This is a genomic window from Vibrio sp. CCB-PB317 (genome assembly GCF_022808245.1).
GTDB lineage: Bacteria > Pseudomonadota > Gammaproteobacteria > Enterobacterales > Vibrionaceae > Vibrio > Vibrio diabolicus.
The window spans coordinates 874024-890555 of sequence record NZ_JALGNU010000001.1 but is presented as its reverse complement, the minus strand read 5'-3'; the positions used below and the strand labels follow the sequence as shown (position 1 = coordinate 890555).

The following is a 16532-nucleotide window of genomic DNA, read 5'->3' as shown; positions in this document are numbered from 1 at the left end:
GGAAAAACAAAAAAAGCGAGCAATCTGCTCGCTTTCTTATCTCTCTACTGACTTAAAACCAAAGTCTAGTTATTGAATTACAGGCACTTCTTCACTGTATAGTGGCTCGCCTTGCATGATGCTGATTTCAACCCGCCGGTTAAGCGCGCGATTTTCATCAGAATCATTCGGCAACAATGGTTCAGTATCTGCCATGCCTCGCACTCTCAAACGTTGATGAGAGAAACCTCTCACCTTCTCCATCTCTTGTGCGACCGATACGGCGCGCTGAGAGGAAAGATCCCAGTTAGAACGATAAAGCTCAGAGTCCAACGGTCGGTTGTCCGTATGACCAGATACTCGCACAATGCCTGGCACGTCTTTTACTAACTCTGCAATTTGTCGAACTAAAGGGCGGAATTTAGGCTGCAAGAAGGCCGAACCTTCAGGGAATGCACCTTTTTCACGCATGCGTATAACAATCTGTTGGCCAAGATTTTCAACTTCAATCGCACCTTGTTCAATCTCTCGCTCTAAAGCTTTCTTGATGCTTTCCATCAAGGTTTCCATCTCTTGCGACATCTCTTCAGATTGCTGCTGTTGCATGTCCGCTTCTGCAGATTGATTGTTTTGCGTTGACGTTTCTGGCGATTGACCACCGGTTAACTTGCCTTCATCACGCTTTGTGCCACCAGCTCGGTCAGACTCCCCTTCATGAAACTCGAGCGTCTGCTGAGTGATGTCCATGGTTTGCTGCATGATGACATCAATCGGCGTTGGTTCTGGTCGGCCCGGTCGAAACTCTTGAGCAATGATGCTAGTACCTTTGGGAATGTCTTTCACTTCAAGTTGATTTTGTACACCAAAGGCAAATTTCATTGATCCCGCAATCTGTTTGAACTTCAGTACGTCCATTTCAGAAAACGAGAGCAGAAGAACAAAGAAACACATCAGTAGAGACATTAAATCCGCGAATGTCCCCATCCATAACGGGAGACCGGGTGGCGGACAATCGCATTTGTTATCTTCATCATCCATCACTACTCTCCAAGTTACTCGTCAATCTCAAGGGCACGTTTACCTTCGTTGAGGTAGTTCTTCAAGTAACTATCAATCACTCGCGGGTTTTGACCATCTTGAATCGCTAATACACCATCCATGATCAAACGGCGGTTTAGCGTTTCTTGGTCACGGCGCAGAGAAAGCTTATCCGCAATAGGGAAAAACACCATATTGGACAGGATCGCGCCATACAATGTTGTTAAGAGTGCAACCGCCATTGCTGGTCCAATCGCTTTTGGATCATCCATGTTTGAAAGCATCGCAACAAGACCAACCAAGGTACCAATCATTCCCATCGCAGGAGCAACGTCACCAAAGGCGCGAAATACGCCAGTGCCTTGAGTATGTCGTTCATCCGTAAGCGCGATGTCTTTTTTTAAGGCTGCTCTTACCACGTCGGCATCATGGCCATCAACAAGCAAATCAATGCCTTTTTGCATAAAAGTGTTATTAATTTCCATCTCTTCAAGAGCAAGAAAACCACCTTTACGTGCCGCATCGGCCATTTCCACAATTTTTGCGATCAAGTCTTCCGGTTCATCCGCTTTAAACATGAAGGCTTTGCCTGCGATCTTTGTTGCACCAAAGAACTGTCCCATTGTGAACTTCATCAGTACTACAAATATTGAGCCACCAACGACAATAAGGATCGACGTGACATCGACAAACATGCCGATGCTGCCACCAAGCACCATCGCCATAATGACGAATGCAAAACCACCAATCAAACCTAATAGGGTTGCTAAATCCACAAAGCACTCCTCACGCTATACTCAAATACTGCCATTGGGCGGATTATTACCTGTATCGACAACTCGCGCAGAATTTTTAGAAAAATCTTAGCTAATGGATCACAAATTAGACTTAACAACCTTAACCAAAATATGGGGTTTCAGCGCTTAGGCTCGTTTAACGCTAATTTTGTGACAATTATATAAGGTTAAATTTGACCAAGTTACTAGGCTAAGGTAACTTTCGTGCATCTTCTCCAAGGCTTGATTAAGGCAGAAAAAAGATGGCGGTCAAGAAACCAGAAAACATGACCTTCGAAGCAACCATTGAAGAGCTTGATAGCTTGGTTGATCAATTAGAAAATGGCGATCTTGCCCTAGATGATGCTCTACGTAAGTTTGAACGAGGCATTGCCTTAGCTCGTGCCGGCCAAACTAAACTTAGCGACGCCGAACAGCGCGTAAGTATTCTTCTTAGCGAAGATGATGAAGCACCACTGAGTGACTTCAAACCAGATTCAGAATAACCATCAGTAGTGAGCAATGTGATGCAACAGACATTGACGTCTTTTCAACAAAGAAACAATCAGCAATTGAACTTGTGGCTCGATCAGCTTCCATATCAAGAGCAGCCATTGATTCAAGCAATGAAATACGGCCTTTTGCTAGGTGGAAAACGCGTTCGCCCTTTTCTTGTTTACATCACAGGTCAAATGCTCGGCTGTAAACCAGAAGACTTAGACACTCCTGCCGCTGCTATCGAATGTATACATGCCTACTCACTCATTCATGATGATCTGCCAGCCATGGACGATGATGAACTGCGTCGAGGTCAACCAACTTGTCACATTAAGTTTGATGAAGCAACCGCAATACTGACAGGTGATGCACTACAAACTCTCGCCTTCACCATTATTGCCGATGGTCAATTAAACCCGGCGGCAGAAACTCAACGCATCAACATGATCAAAGCGTTGGCGCATTCTTCTGGCGCCAACGGCATGTGTGTTGGACAAGCTTTAGATTTAGGCGCAGAAAATCGCCAAGTTTCTCTTGAAGAAATGGAAGAGATACACCGTAAAAAAACCGGAGCTCTGATTGATTGTGCGGTAAAATTAGGTGCATTAGCTGCTGGTGAGAAAGGTATCGAGGTTCTACCTCACTTGGAGCGCTACTCAAAAGCAATTGGTTTGGCGTTTCAGGTTCAAGACGATATTCTTGATATCATCAGTGACACAGAAACACTGGGTAAGCCTCAAGGTTCCGACCAAGGTCTGAATAAGAGCACTTATCCTTCCCTGCTGGGTTTAGAGGGAGCCATAGAGAAAGCTCACACTCTGTTACAGGAAGCACTTCAAGCATTGGAAGCTATCCCATACAATACTCAGTTACTCGAAGAGTTCGCCCGATATGTCATCGAGCGCAAAAATTAACACTATAAGCGCGCATTTATATGACTCTTGATATTTCAAAGTACCCAACACTGGCGTTAGCAAATACACCGGAAGAATTACGTCTCCTTCCGAAAGAAACATTACCAAATCTGTGTGATGAACTGCGAACGTATCTGCTAAATTCAGTGAGCCAATCTAGCGGACACTTAGCGTCTGGCTTAGGCACCGTGGAGCTAACTGTCGCTCTGCATTATGTTTACAACACCCCTATCGACAAATTGATCTGGGATGTTGGTCATCAGGCTTACCCGCATAAAATCCTCACCGGACGTCGCGATAAAATGCCAACAATTCGCCAAAAGGATGGTCTACACCCTTTCCCTTGGCGTGAAGAAAGTGAATATGACACCTTATCTGTCGGTCACTCTTCGACATCGATTAGTGCAGGTCTTGGCATGGCCATCAGCGCACAAAAAGAAGGCAAAGGTCGTAAAATTGTCAGTGTGATTGGCGATGGCGCAATTACAGCAGGCATGGCATTCGAAGCCATGAACCACGCTGGCGACGTTCATCCTGATATGTTGGTGATTTTGAACGACAACGAAATGTCGATTTCAGAAAACGTCGGCGCGCTGAATAACCACCTTGCTAAGGTACTTTCTGGCAGCTTGTACACTTCTATCCGTGAAGGCGGTAAGAAAGTGCTGTCTGGTGTTCCACCTATTAAAGAGTTGGTTCGCCGTACGGAAGAGCACCTCAAAGGCATGGTAGTGCCTGGTACTCTGTTCGAAGAGTTCGGCTTTAATTACATTGGCCCGATTGATGGGCACGACGTCAATGAACTCGTCAAAACGCTAAAAAACATGCGTGAGCTCAAAGGTCCTCAGTTCCTGCACATCATGACCAAGAAAGGCAAAGGTTATGAGCCTGCCGAGAAAGATCCTATCGGCTACCATGGTGTTCCTAAATTCGATCCAACGCATAACTGTCTACCGAAAAGCAGTGGCGGTAAGCCGACTTATTCAAAGATCTTTGGTGATTTTTTATGTGACATGGCGGCCCAAGATCCTAAGCTAATGGCAATTACGCCAGCGATGCGCGAAGGCTCGGGTATGGTGCGTTTCTCGAAAGAGTACCCAGACCAATACTTTGACGTGGCGATTGCTGAGCAACACGCTGTGACACTTGCAACAGGTATGGCAATTGCTGGCGATCATCCAATCGTAGCTATCTATTCGACTTTCTTGCAACGTGGTTATGACCAACTGATCCACGATATCGCGATCATGGATTTACCAGTAATGTTCGCTATCGACCGTGCAGGTCTCGTTGGCGCAGACGGCCAAACTCACCAAGGCGCATTCGATCTAAGCTTTATGCGCTGTATTCCGAACATGGTGATCATGGCGCCAAGTGACGAAAACGAATGTCGACAAATGCTTTACACTGGCCATAAACATACTGGCCCTAGTGCGGTTCGATACCCTCGCGGTAGCGGGATGGGCGTAGAAATCGAAACTGAGTTTACGGCGTTAGAAATCGGTAAAGGACGCATGGTTCGCCAAGGTGAAAAAGTTGCTATTCTGAACTTTGGTACTTTCTTGGGTAACGCGCTAGAAGCGGCAGAATACCTTAACGCCACTGTTGCTGATATGCGCTTTGTGAAGCCGCTCGATGAAGCATTAATTCGTCAATTAGCCGCAGATCATGACGTGCTCGTGACGTTAGAAGAAAATGTTATCGCAGGTGGTGCAGGTGCAGGTGTCGTTGAGTTCATGATGAAAGATAAAATCATTAAGCCAGTCTTAAACCTAGGCTTACCCGATGAGTTTATTCATCAAGGAACACAAGATGAACTGCATGAAGAGCTTGGTCTCGATGCAAAAGGGATTGAAAAATCCATCTTGGATTATTTAGCAAAATAGCATGTAAAAAGGGATGCTCATTGCATCCCTTTTTTACGTCCAACGTTTAATTCATCCAGCCGGCGTATTTTGCGACTAGAAACAGGGCCACACCAGCCATAATTCCCGCCACGATATCATCAACCATAATACCCAGCCCACCGTGAACTCGCTTATCTAGCCACCCAATTGGCCACGGTTTTACCATATCGAAAAAACGGAACAAGATGAAGCCAGTGAGCAACCACTTCCACTCGGTTAACGGAATATTTAGCGCAGGGACGATGCTCATCGTAATCCAAAAACCCGCAAATTCATCCCATACAATTGAACCATGATCATGTACTTTCATGTCTGCAGACGTCACTTGGCAGATTTGAATACCGATCACACACGAAATCAGAACAACAATGACATACGCCGTAAATGGCAATTGTGCCAACAACAAAAAGAGAGGCACGGCCGCCAGTGTGCCCATTGTTCCTGGGATAAACGGGGATAATCCGCTGCCAAAACCCGTCGCCAATAGATGCCACGGGTTCTTTAATGAAATCAGAGAAAGAGGGTTGGTCATATCCTTAAACCTATACTGCTAGTTTGGTTTCAATCGTCACGCCTGCGAGTTGCTCAATAGTGACAGGCTCTTGGCTAGAGCTTAGCTCAGATCATTTAAAGTGGTCGAAGCCACTTAAGTCCCAATCAAGTGGTTGATTGTTATCATGCAGCTCGAAAGTTCCATTTGGTCGGATTTGACCAATACATGTGACCTTACAGCCAGTATGAGATAAAGCGCTTTGTAACGAGCCTCGATTTTGCTCCGGCACGGTAAAACACAACTCGTATTCTTCGCCACTTGCTAAAGCATACTGCTGCGCGCTGATCTTATCATCTAAAAACTGGACTAATTCTGAAGAGATCGGTAACTGAGAGACATCAATACTCACCCCAACCTGAGATCGCTGTAAAATGTGCTTAATATCAGAGATTAAACCATCTGAGATATCAATCGCCGACGAGGCTAAGCCAACCAGAGCCTGACCAGCGAGCACACGAGGCGAACTAAGGTAATGAGCTCGCTCTAGTGCTTCCGCGCCAGCTCTGCTGCGTAGAGAGCCATCTAGAATCACATCTAAGCCAGCTTTTGCATCGCCAAGGTTCCCCGTTACATACACCCAGTCCCCTGGCTTTGCTCCGGAACGTGTGAGTGCTTTACCTTCAGGAACAAAACCTTGCACCGTCAGAGTCAGACACAATGGCCCTTTTGTGGTATCACCGCCTATTAACTGAATACCATAGTAATCAGCCAGTTCGAAAAATGCATCACAGAAAGGTGCAAGCCATTCTTCATCTGGCTCGGGCATCGTTAATGCAAAGCTCACCCACGCAGGCGTTGCGCCCATCGCAGCCAAATCACTGATGTTAGAAGCCAATGCTTTGTGTGCGACCCATGCTGGGTTCGCGTCGGCTAAGAAATGCGTTCCAGCTACCAATGTATCCATGCTAATCGCAATCTGAACATTAGCTGGCGCTTTGACCAAAGCGCAATCATCACCAGCGGCTAGATGGACATCTTTACGTTGGCTCTGACGACCGACGAAGTATTTGTCTATCAGATTAAATTCACCAGACATAATTCACTTACTTTTTGATGTAAAAGCTTTTGATACAAAAAAGGTCAGCATGTGCTGACCTTTTCATTGAAGAAATCGTTATTTCTTACGAATGTGAGGTGCTGCTTTATCAAGTACACCGTTCACAAACTTGTGGCTATCTTCTGCTGCGAAGACTTTTGCAAGTTCAATCGCTTCATTGATAACAACTTTGTAAGGAACATCTTCGCGACGAGTCATCTCGTACATAGCAAGGCGAAGAAGAGCAAGTTCCATCATATCTAAATCCTGCATAGGACGAGAGATGTATGGACGAATTTTGCTATCTAGCTCAGCGTGGCTAAGTACAACACCGCTTAGTAGTTCACGGAAGTAAGCTACGTCTGTTTCTGGAGCAGCAAGCGCTGGCTCAGATGCATGAAGTTCTTCTTCATCGTATTTGTCGCCAGACAAAAACTGTTCTTCAATCTTGGCAACATTCTCTTTAGTAATTTGCCATGAGTAGATCGCCTGTAGAGCGAATTGACGTGCGTTACGACGTGCGGCTGGTTTCACACTGGCCCCCATTAGGAATCAATTTCAGATAGTACATTAATCATTTCAAGTGCGCTTAGTGCAGCCTCTGCACCTTTATTACCAGCCTTGGTTCCTGCGCGTTCAATCGCTTGATCGATCGTATCAACAGTCAAAACACCAAATGCTACTGGAATGCTGAATTCCATAGACACTTGTGCTAGACCTTTGTTCATTTCACTACAAACATAGTCAAAGTGAGGCGTTCCACCGCGAATAACAGACCCTAGAGAAACAATAGCGTCGAATTTGCCAGTTTTAGCAACACGCTGAGCTACTAGAGGTAGTTCTACGGCACCTGGACAACGCACAACCGTGATGTTGTCTTCGCTTACTTGTCCGTGACGCTTTAGTGTATCGATCGCACCAGAAAGTAGGCTTTCGTTAATAAAACTGTTGAAACGAGAAATAACGATAGCAATTTTTGCATTTGGCGCTGGGAAGCCACCCTCGATCACTTTCATAAGCTTTCCTTTAACTCTATTTATAAGTGAAATATGTTCATCAAGTGAGAATCGCCGGATTCTAGCACAAATTTGTGAGCAATATCTAATGGAAATTGGAGGCAAATCACCGGTTCCTAGCCATTGACGAGTTGAGTGCGTAAAAGACTAGGAACTTATTGTTCGGTTGTTACTCGCAGACGTACTCAACCACGTTCAGACCAAAACCACCTAATGCGTGGTACTTTTTGTTGGTCGATGACAGAAGGCGCATATCATGTACACCGAGATCCGCAAGAATCTGTGAGCCCACACCAACACGGCGAGACGTGCCCTGTTTCTTAGCAAGCGTTGGTGCTTCACCTTTGTCTTGCGCTTCAAACATCTTCACACGATGAATAAGTAGATCGGTCGAATCTTCATGGCCAAGAACAACCAGCACACCACCTTCTTCACCAATGCGTTTCATTGCCTTATCTAGTGTCCAACTGCGCTCTGCGTTGCGATCGCTACGTAATAAATCAGTAAAGACATCTTGGAGGTGAACGCGAACCAATGGCGCTTTTTCTTTCAAATCGCCCTTGCACATTGCGTAATGCACTTGGTTATCAATGGTGTCTTTGTACGTGACTAACGTGAACTCGCCAAACTCTGTCGGTAACTTGCACTCTGCCACACGTTCAATCGTTGTCTCAGTGTTATTGCGGTACTCAATTAGGTCGGCAATAGTGCCCAATTTAATACCGTGCTTCTCTGCGAAGATCTCTAGATCAGGGCGACGAGCCATAGTGCCGTCGTCATTTAAGATCTCAACAATAACCGATGCTGGCTCTAAACCAGCAAGGCGAGCCAAATCACAGCCAGCTTCAGTGTGACCTGCGCGAGTCAGTACACCGCCGTCTTGAGCTGCGAGAGGGAAGATGTGACCAGGCTGCACCAAATCCGCAGCTTTGGCGTTTGGCGCGACTGCCGCTTGAACCGTACGTGCGCGATCCGCGGCTGAAATACCCGTCGTTACCCCTTCTGCCGCCTCAATAGAAACGGTAAAGTTGGTTGTGTATTGCGCATTATTGTCTTGCACCATTGGTGGCAGACCTAGGCTTTCGCAACGATCTTTGGTCATGGTTAAACAAATCAGGCCACGGCCATAGGTTGCCATAAAGTTGATGGCTTCCGGCGTAATATGCTCGGCAGCCATGATCAAGTCACCTTCATTCTCGCGGTCTTCATCATCCATTAGGATGACCATTTTGCCTGCGCGAATATCATCAATAATTTCTTGTGGCGTACTGATTGGCATAGTCTGTTATCCCGTTATTCTAAATTTGTTATTGCGACAGCAATGAAAAATCATGTTGCAGTGAATGCTAGTTAGGTCAATAGTTTGAGCTTTGCACCAAGCAAGTCAATGAATCTCGCGGTGTTCTGTGAGTCTGCTCTTTATCGCATGCCTCACGCAGCCACTCCCAAGACTTATGCAAAACCGTTTTGCTGTAAAAAGTCCATCGTGATACGAGACTCGGCCTTATCTTCTTGCTGTCCTTGCAGTAAACGCTCCATATAACGAGCAAGTACATCAACTTCTAAGTTTACTTTACGTCCCACTTGAAACTGGTCAATCGTAGTTTCTTCACTCGTATGAGGAACGATCGTCAGCTTAAAAGCATTTTTACGTAAGTCGTTGACGGTTAGGCTAATACCATCAACAGTAATCGAGCCTTTCTCTGCAACGTACTTGCTAATTTCCGCTGGCATTGCAACCCAAAACTCTATCGCACGGCCAACTAAATTGCGTTCGACAATTTCACCAACCCCATCGACATGGCCAGAAACGATATGTCCACCCAATCGCGTTGTTGGTAACATGGCTTTTTCTAGATTCACCTTATCGCCCACTTGGTATTCGGCAAACCCAGTTTTCTTCAAGGTTTCTAATGACAGATCAGCACTGTAATAGTGGCTTCCGAAGTCAACTACCGTTAAGCAAACACCATTGGTCGCAATGCTATCGCCTAACTTAACGTCTGACATATCAAGCGTCCCCGTTTCAACCGTGACGGTGATGTCTTCGCCCTTCGGCGTAATCGCAGCTAACTTGCCAACTGCTTCTACTATTCCTGTAAACATACTATTTCTTATCTAAGTTCATTACGTTTTATGGTGGCGGTGATGCGAATGTCTACCCCAACCATACGAACGTCTGTAATGTTTAAATCTATGACGTCAGCCATAGCGCTTAATCCTAAAGCACCGATAAGCCCCCAACCATCGCTGCCCATGAGTTTTGGCGCAAGGTAAACAATGAGCTCATCTACAAGATTAGCCTTTATCATCGCACTCGCTAGCGTAGCTCCAGCTTCAACCCATAAGTGATTGATGTGGTGCTCATCCGAGATACGCTTTAATGTTGTTGATAAGTCAATTTGGTCAGCGCTGTCCAATAGAGGGATACATTCTCCATCTGGGCTAACAATAACTCGCTCTCCATCGGTGTGGAACAGCTTGAGCGCATCCGTTAAATGGTTCTGACGGTCTAAGATTACACGTACTGGTTGACGAAGTTCTTCTCGTAAATACTGCGCTTGAACACTGGTAGGTAAGTCATCCCAACGCACATTGAGTGACGCATTATCATCAATCACCGTTTTGCTGGTAGAGAGAATGCCACCACTCATCGCTCTATAACGCTGCACATCTTGGCGGGCCGCAGGGGAGGTGATCCATTGGCTCTGCCCATTGCTAAGTGCACTTTGCCCATCCAAACTGGCCGCCATTTTTAATTGAACAAACGGCATGCCTGTACGCATATACTTTATAAAACCAGGGTTAAGGGCAAGGGCATCTTGCTCTAACAAGCCGATTTGTACTTCAACTCCGGCATCACGCAACATCTGGATGCCCCGCCCCGCAACTTTAGGGTTTGGGTCTACCATTGCGCAAACCACACGTGCCACTTTGGCTTTAATCAGCCCTTCGGCACATGGAGGTGTACGGCCGTAATGAGAGCAAGGTTCTAGCGTCACATAAGCGGTTGCACCAACTGCTTTTTCACCCGCCATGCGCATCGCGTGCACTTCGGCATGCGGCTCACCAGCGCGGTGGTGATAGCCCTCACCAACAATTTCTTCATCACGAACGATGACGCACCCCACATTTGGATTTGGGGCGGTGGTATAAATGCCACGTCTCGCTAACTTAATAGCTCGTGACATCATGGCGAAATCTAAATCAGAAAACGCTCTTTCAGGAGTATGTTGAGTCATGAGCTACTCAGTCTTCTAGGCGGGCAATCTCTTCGCCAAACTCGCGAATGTCTTCAAAGCTGCGGTAAACTGAGGCGAAACGGATATAAGCGACCTTGTCGAGCTCTTTGAGTTGGTCCATGACTAAATTACCAATCATTTCACTCGGAACCTCTCGCTCACCCGTCGCACGCAGTTGTGATTTGATCATACTGATCGCTAACTCTATAGAATCAGCACTCACTGGGCGTTTCTCTAAAGCGCGTTGAATACCGCCAACCATTTTATCTTCATCAAATGGTTCACGGTTGCCATTCGATTTGATCACTTTAGGCATCACTAACTCTGCGCTTTCAAACGTAGTAAAACGCTCGCTACACGCCAAGCACTGACGGCGACGTCGAACTTGATGGCCATCAGCCACTAAGCGGGAATCAATAACTTTGGTATCGTTCTCGGAACAAAAAGGACAATGCATATCACCTCCATATCTATACCAAAATAACCTCATGAGCAATCACGGATAACCACGCGTTCGTGGTTATACGAACTCTATTAAAGCTATTTGGGTATAACGCTTTCAAACCGAAATAAAAGCTCATGTAGTGTAGCGGAATTGGTATGTTAGACAAAACAAAAAGGGGCCCAAAGGCCCCTTTTTCACTCAAGATCTCGTTGAATGTGTTAACTGCGTGCTAAGTAATTCGCTTTACCAACCCACTTGTAGCTAGTTAGCTCTTCTAAGCCCATTGGACCACGGGCATGTAGCTTTTGCGTGGATACTGCGACTTCTGCGCCAAGGCCAAATTGCGCACCGTCTGTAAAGCGCGTTGAAGCATTCACATAAACCGCCGCCGAACCGACAGAATTGATGAACAGTTCTGAGTTTTCCAAACTATTGGTCATGATCGCATCTGAGTGGCTCGCGTTATGAACACGCATATGATCAATGGCATCTTTCACATCAGACACGACTTTTACACCAAGGGTGTAGCTCAACCATTCCGTATCAAAGTCACCTTCAACAGCATCGCGTACTTGTTTCGCTTGCTCCATGAGTTCTTTTGCTTTTGGCTCTGCCACGAACGTCACTTTTTCGTCCATACGCTCAACGATCATTGGTAGAAACTGTGCTGCAATTTTTTCATGCACGAGCAGCGTATCTAGTGAGTTACATGCTGATGGGCGTTGAACTTTCGAGTTTTCAACCACATTCAGGGATTTCTCTAGATCAGCGGATTCGTCGACAAAGATATGGCTAATACCAAAGCCGCCAATAATCACCGGAATCGTGCTGTTTTCTTTACACATTTTGTGTAGGCCAGCACCACCGCGTGGAATGATCATGTCGACGTAATCGTCCAGTTTAAGCAGTTGAGAGACTAGCTCACGATCTGGCTTTTCAATGTACTGAACCGAAGCGGCAGGAAGGTTCGCCTTTGCTAGCGCAGACTGAATAACCTTTACCAATTCCATATTCGAGAAAAATGTCTCTTTGCCGCCACGCAAAATGCTTGCGTTGCCGGTTTTCAAGCACAGCGCCGCAATATCAATAGTTACGTTAGGACGCGCTTCATAAATTACGCCCACAACACCCAGTGGTACGCGGCGGCGAGACAATGACATCCCATTTTCCAGTACCTTACTGTCGATTTCGCTGCCCACAGGATCGTTCAAGCTAATGACGTTGCGAACATCATTCGCAATTGCAGTCAATCGTTCTTCATTCAGCAAAAGGCGATCGAGCAGCGCATCGGTTAAACCCGCTTCACGGCCAAGTTCGATGTCTTTAGCGTTTGCCGCCAAAATAGCAGCGGAGTTTGCTTCTAGCTCATCAGCGATGATCGCTAAAGCTTGGTTCTTTTGCGCAGTTGACGCTGTCGCTAATTCGAAAGCTGCATCTTTAGCAGCTTTACCCATATTCGTTAAATCCACTTTGCTTCCCTCTAATTCTATTCCTGAATGACGACCAAATCATCGCGATGAATCACCTCAGAGCCATAATCATGCCCCAAAATAGAGATGATATCTTTACTGTGCTTACCAGTAATTTTAGTTAGGTCATCACTTGAGTAGGCGCTGATGCCACGAGCCACCAACTTACCGTGAGAATTTGTTACACGCGCCACTTCACCTCGAGCAAAGTCACCACTTACTTTGATTACCCCTTTAGCAAGTAGGCTACTGCCCTTACCGACCACAGCATTTACCGCACCGTCATCAATAATGATGTCGCCCGATGCCGCAGGTCCCGCCAGAATCCAGCGTTTACGGTTTTCTAAAGCTTCAGCGCAAGGTAGGAAGCGTGTGCCTTGTGGCTCTGCACTCAAAGAGTCAAAGATAACATTCGGTGCACTACCGGCAGCAATAATAACCTCGATACCAGCGCGGCGAGCGATGTCTGCGGCTTGCAGCTTCGTTGCCATACCGCCTGTACCCAATGTTGTACCACTTCCTCCTGCGATTTTACGCAGCGTATCGTCGATGGTTTTTACTTCCTTGATCAGCTCTGCGTTCGGGTCTTTACGAGGGTCAGCAGTAAACAGACCTTTTTGGTCAGTTAAAAGCAAGAGCTTATCTGCGCCACACAAAATGCCCACCAAAGCGGAAAGGTTGTCGTTATCGCCCACTTTAATCTCACTGGTCGCAACGGCATCATTTTCGTTTACGATAGGAATAATATCGTTCGCAACGAGCGCATTGATGGTGTCACGTGCGTTTAGGAATCGCTCGCGATCTTCTAAATCAGCACGAGTTAGTAGCATTTGGCCGATCTTGATACCGTAAATACCAAACAAAGACTCCCATGTTTGAATCAAGCGACTTTGCCCCACCGCCGCAAGTAATTGTTTACTCGCCATCTCGTTGGGCAATGCGGGGTAACCAAGATGCTCACGGCCTGCTGCAATAGCACCAGACGAAACCATTACCACTGAATGGCCTTGTTTTTTAAGCTCAGCACACTGGCGCGCTAACTCAACCATGTGAGCACGGTCGAGTGCCAGAGTGCCGCCTGTCAGCACACTTGTACCCAGTTTCACAACGACAGTTTGTGGTTGTGAAACAACTGCATTTTGTTGATTCGTTGTCATGATGTCTTCTGAAGTGAAAAACAAATAAAGAGAGGATGTTTTAACAATCAAAGAGGGAATTAACAAGAGAAAAGGTGCGTTTTCGCACCTTTTTGTTTGGTATTAAATGAAAACAACCAAATTAAGCGAAATCGAAAGACTCCGTGTGATATTCGACTTCTAATTTGAAGTGTTCTTCTAAAGTATCAACCAGCTTTTGATGGAATGTGCTCTGCGTCAGATACACTTCCTCTACCGCTTTTTTAGGCAGGGCTTCAGATACCCATTGCCCTTCTTTGTTGTACTTGCCGATATGATATTTGGCAGTAAAGCCTCCTTCGATGGATTCTAAATCCATCCACCAGCCCCAAAATTCACGCTTCTCAGGCGATTTTTTGTCGTCTACACAAACAGATAGACAATCAAAATAATAGCGCCCTTCTTGCGATTGTGGTTCGCGCAGGTAAGGCCCTATCGCCTTCAACTTTGACATCAAGCGAAAGTGAGTCGGGCCCTGAGTCGTCTCTGACATATGAATCTCCGTTTTCATAGTTAAAAGTAAACACCCAAGAATGATTATTATTTTTAATTATCATGAGCTTATTTTTTGCTCAGATATATCACTTTTAACTAATTTAGGAGAATTGTCACCCTAATAATTCATCTTCTAGCCACTTTATGGCTAAATCGAGGGATTGCTCATATCCTTTTGTAATCGTTTTGGAACTGATTTTTTTCGCTCTGCCATACTGGCTAAACAGCGCGACGAGTTGGTTATCACTGTGTGGAGACACCGGATCGCCTTCAAGGCTCAAAGCTAAAATAGGTACTTTAGTTTTTCTACTGCTCAAGAAGCCCTGAACCTTCAATGACCAGGCCATCATCTGGCCCGCCATGCTATTAATATCAACCGCGCTTTTCCCTAAGCGAGAAGCCAACAGATCCAGATACATCTTCGGCATTTTTTGCAGCTTCTCAGGGGAAGTAAAAATATCATGTACGGGTGCGCCGAGGGCTACACAAGCTTTGATCTTCTCTTGCTCAACAAAAGAGAGTCGGATCATGGCATTACCACCAAAACGAAATCCAACTAACCCCACTTTGTGATGATCCACCCAAGGCAATGAATACAGCTCATTTAGTACCGCTTGGTGCAGACAGCTTGAGTTCTCAGTCAAAGGCCAGTGAGAACTGTGCCCCACCGAAGGCATGTCGACCGTCAACATTGCAATATCTCGCGGTGCAAGATGATTGCGGAACAAACGCCACATGTCGGTTTGTAACGTATCGAGACCAGCGCTCACCATCACCACAGGCAGTTGCTTGTCGGTTCTTGGCAAATGAAGGTTCGCGATGATTTTGCGATTTTGGTAAGGCACTTCAATTTGCTTGATGGTGTACTTGGTCTTCTCTGCGCCGTCAGAGTACGCTTTGTTTGCCAGCACTTGAGCCTGCAAGGCCAAATTATCATTCTTCAGATGTGGGTAGCCTGCGATACTAAAACACAAAGAAGCAGTGAAGAGTTCATCGGCGGCCTCCTCACCTTGCATTTCATTTGAACGCTTCTGATGCTCCATGCCGAGCTTAATCCACTCAAATGTCCAGTTGCCGTTGTGGTATCCCATTACGGTGTCTAACCAATCATCATTGGTTCGAGAGTGGGAAGAAGAAGCGATTTTAGAAAGCACACCTTCCATCTCTATCGGAGACAACCCTTGCCAAGCCCATTGCAAGCGGCGCAAATGACGATACCAAGCACGATCACCCTGCGCCTCTCGCTCATCAAGTATTTTTTGACTGGTCGGCATGTACTGGGTAAGCGCAGAGGTTTCTTTTGCTTGCTTATGTTTCACGAACAAAGTTTCGGAAAGATTTTTACTGACGTCTTCAGACATAGGAAGAACCTTAGGCTATTAGCATGAGTTGTTATGATAATAAAAAAAATGCCCCTATACAGGGGCATTTCTCAATATTCTTTAATAGCGTTTATTTTTGCTTGCGGTTTACAGGCTCAGCGTACTGGATTGACATATCCCAAGGTTGTTCAATCCAAGTGTCTTGCGCGATATCTACCACATAATCATCTAGCAACGCTTTGCCTGAAGGTTTTGCACACACAGCGATCATCTTCGCTTTTGGATACATCTCACGTAGTTTGCGCGCCGTATCACCACTGTCTACTAGGTCTTCAACGATTAGGTAACCTTCACCATCGCCTTCAGGTGCTTTTAGTACCGTCATATCGCGCTGATGATCATGGTCGTAGCTTGAAATACAGATTGTATCAACGTAACGAATACCCAGTTCACGAGCCAAGATAGCGCCAGGAACCAAACCACCGCGGCTTACCGCCCAAATCCCTTTCCATTGCTCAGCTGGCATTTGTTTTTCAGCCAGTTCACGGCAGTAAGTCTGCATTGCATCCCAAGTGATAATGAATTTTTTACTCATTGTAATAACCTAATAATTTGAAAATATGCATCCTCAAAATCTAGTGAACTCACTCAAAAGCGGAATGCTCAC

General features: G+C 45.9%; 18 protein-coding genes. 3 read left to right on the top strand and 15 right to left on the bottom strand.

Annotation, left to right across the window (positions count from 1 at the left end; translation table 11 throughout):
* Positions 1-69: 69 nt before the first annotated feature.
* Together MTR11_RS04110 and pomA are read right to left on the bottom strand one after the other, a co-directional pair.
* Complete coding sequence (locus MTR11_RS04110; protein ID WP_006741833.1) at positions 70-1017, bottom strand: flagellar motor protein MotB; 948 nt, start codon at positions 1015-1017, stop codon at positions 70-72.
* Positions 1018-1031: 14 nt separating this feature from the next.
* Positions 1032-1793, bottom strand: a complete 762-nt coding sequence (gene pomA / locus MTR11_RS04105; protein WP_005381564.1) for a flagellar motor protein PomA — start codon at positions 1791-1793, stop codon at positions 1032-1034.
* A gap of 263 nt (positions 1794-2056) precedes the next feature.
* Between pomA and xseB the strand changes: the two genes are divergently transcribed.
* The 3 genes from xseB to dxs are packed head-to-tail and all read left to right on the top strand — an operon-like array spanning position 2057 to position 5091.
* On the top strand, positions 2057-2299 hold the full coding sequence (gene xseB / locus MTR11_RS04100; protein ID WP_005381566.1) for an exodeoxyribonuclease VII small subunit: 243 nt from the start codon (positions 2057-2059) through the stop codon (positions 2297-2299).
* 21 nt (positions 2300-2320) lie between these two features.
* Positions 2321-3205: a (2E,6E)-farnesyl diphosphate synthase gene (gene ispA, locus MTR11_RS04095; RefSeq protein WP_005391389.1), complete on the top strand. Its 885-nt coding sequence runs from the start codon at positions 2321-2323 to the stop codon at positions 3203-3205.
* 20 nt (positions 3206-3225) lie between these two features.
* Positions 3226-5091, top strand: a complete 1866-nt coding sequence (dxs, locus tag MTR11_RS04090) for a 1-deoxy-D-xylulose-5-phosphate synthase (protein WP_047010153.1) — start codon at positions 3226-3228, stop codon at positions 5089-5091.
* A 46-nt stretch (positions 5092-5137) separates the two neighbouring features.
* Here dxs and pgpA read toward each other — a convergent pair whose 3' ends face one another.
* The 13 genes from pgpA to tet(34) all read right to left on the bottom strand — a co-directional run bounded on the left by pgpA (position 5138) and on the right by tet(34) (position 16460).
* On the bottom strand, positions 5138-5644 hold the full coding sequence (gene pgpA, locus MTR11_RS04085; RefSeq protein ID WP_243327050.1) for a phosphatidylglycerophosphatase A: 507 nt from the start codon (positions 5642-5644) through the stop codon (positions 5138-5140).
* 91 nt (positions 5645-5735) lie between these two features.
* Positions 5736-6701: a thiamine-phosphate kinase gene (thiL, locus tag MTR11_RS04080; RefSeq protein ID WP_176320457.1), complete on the bottom strand. Its 966-nt coding sequence runs from the start codon at positions 6699-6701 to the stop codon at positions 5736-5738.
* 78 nt (positions 6702-6779) lie between these two features.
* Positions 6780-7247, bottom strand: coding sequence for a transcription antitermination factor NusB (gene nusB / locus MTR11_RS04075; RefSeq protein WP_005381571.1), 468 nt, complete (start codon positions 7245-7247; stop codon positions 6780-6782).
* Entirely contained in the window at positions 7247-7717 is a 471-nt protein-coding gene (ribE, locus tag MTR11_RS04070; RefSeq protein ID WP_005381572.1) for a 6,7-dimethyl-8-ribityllumazine synthase, read from the bottom strand. Before ribE ends, nusB begins: the two co-directional genes overlap by 1 nt.
* Before the next feature lie 169 nt (positions 7718-7886).
* Positions 7887-8996: a bifunctional 3,4-dihydroxy-2-butanone-4-phosphate synthase/GTP cyclohydrolase II gene (ribBA, locus tag MTR11_RS04065; protein WP_114323819.1), complete on the bottom strand. Its 1110-nt coding sequence runs from the start codon at positions 8994-8996 to the stop codon at positions 7887-7889.
* Positions 8997-9169: 173 nt separating this feature from the next.
* On the bottom strand, positions 9170-9823 hold the full coding sequence (locus tag MTR11_RS04060; protein WP_053811835.1) for a riboflavin synthase: 654 nt from the start codon (positions 9821-9823) through the stop codon (positions 9170-9172).
* An 8-nt stretch (positions 9824-9831) separates the two neighbouring features.
* Entirely contained in the window at positions 9832-10959 is a 1128-nt protein-coding gene (ribD, locus tag MTR11_RS04055) for a bifunctional diaminohydroxyphosphoribosylaminopyrimidine deaminase/5-amino-6-(5-phosphoribosylamino)uracil reductase RibD (RefSeq protein WP_243327049.1), read from the bottom strand.
* Between the two features lie 7 nt (positions 10960-10966).
* The gene (gene nrdR, locus MTR11_RS04050; RefSeq protein WP_005381578.1) at positions 10967-11416 is read right to left on the bottom strand and encodes a transcriptional regulator NrdR; all 450 of its coding nucleotides are present in this window, start codon (positions 11414-11416) and stop codon (positions 10967-10969) included.
* Positions 11417-11622: 206 nt separating this feature from the next.
* The gene (locus MTR11_RS04045) at positions 11623-12873 is read right to left on the bottom strand and encodes a glutamate-5-semialdehyde dehydrogenase (RefSeq protein WP_124008578.1); all 1251 of its coding nucleotides are present in this window, start codon (positions 12871-12873) and stop codon (positions 11623-11625) included.
* 17 nt (positions 12874-12890) lie between these two features.
* Positions 12891-14030 carry a glutamate 5-kinase gene (gene proB / locus MTR11_RS04040; RefSeq protein ID WP_005391413.1) on the bottom strand — a complete coding sequence of 380 codons (1140 nt, stop codon included), beginning with the start codon at positions 14028-14030 and terminating at the stop codon, positions 12891-12893.
* Positions 14031-14151: 121 nt separating this feature from the next.
* Positions 14152-14541 (bottom strand): sigma factor-binding protein Crl, encoded by a 390-nt coding sequence (gene crl / locus MTR11_RS04035; protein WP_005391414.1) that lies wholly within the window; start codon positions 14539-14541, stop codon positions 14152-14154.
* A 115-nt stretch (positions 14542-14656) separates the two neighbouring features.
* The gene (gene frsA, locus MTR11_RS04030) at positions 14657-15904 is read right to left on the bottom strand and encodes an esterase FrsA (protein WP_005391416.1); all 1248 of its coding nucleotides are present in this window, start codon (positions 15902-15904) and stop codon (positions 14657-14659) included.
* Positions 15905-15995: 91 nt separating this feature from the next.
* A complete protein-coding gene (tet(34), locus tag MTR11_RS04025; RefSeq protein ID WP_005391418.1) occupies positions 15996-16460 on the bottom strand; it encodes an oxytetracycline resistance phosphoribosyltransferase domain-containing protein Tet(34) in 465 nt (154 codons plus the stop codon).
* Positions 16461-16532: the final 72 nt, after the last annotated feature.